Here is a 675-nt window from a genome sequence, read left to right as displayed (position 1 = left end):
TGCTCATTATCGGCTACTGCATGGGGATCCGTTCCGAGCGTCGGCTCTGCGATGAGGTGCATCTGAACCTGGCCTATCGTTGGTTCTGCCGGCTGGGGCTCGAGGGGGATGTGCCCGACCATTCGACCTTCTCGAAAAACCGCCATGGACGCTTCCGCGACAGCGACCTGCTGCGCAAGCTGTTCGAAACGACGGTCGAACGCTGCATGGCCGAGGGTCTGGTCGGTGGCGAAGGCTTCGCCGTGGATGCGAGTCTCATCCGGGCCGATGCCAATCGTCAGACTGGTGGCCCGGGTAGCGAGGGCCTGCCGCCCGACGCCGACAATCGTGCCGTCCGCGAGTATCTTGCCGTCCTCGACGATGCCGCATTCGGGGCCGCCACGCCGGTCGTGCCGAAGTACCTGGCGCCGGCGGATCCTGCGTCGCGCTGGACCTGTGCGCACGGGGGGCAGGCCTATTACGCCTACTCGACCAACTACCTCATCGATCTCGATCATGCCGTCATCATGGACGTGGAGGCGAGCACCGCGATCCGGCAGGCCGAGGTGACCGCGTGCAAGCGGATGATCGAGCGCGTGCAGGACCGCTTCGGCGTCTGGCCCGAACGGCTGGCGGCCGACACCGGTTATGGCTCGGCCGAGATGCTGGCGTGGCTCGTCCACGAGCGCGACATCC

Annotated in this window: 1 protein-coding gene; it reads left to right on the top strand. The window is 66.2% G+C overall.

Going from position 1 to position 675, the window contains the following annotated elements; all coding sequences use genetic code 11:
- Positions 1-675: transposase (locus tag IFS44_RS21690; protein ID WP_192100221.1), on the top strand; the 675-nt coding region annotated here is incomplete at both ends.

Source organism: Sphingomonas sp. CFBP 13706, from assembly GCF_014842355.1.
GTDB lineage: Bacteria > Pseudomonadota > Alphaproteobacteria > Sphingomonadales > Sphingomonadaceae > Sphingomonas > Sphingomonas aerolata.
Note: the sequence above shows the minus strand (reverse complement) of the source record. Positions and strands in the feature narration are given on the sequence as shown.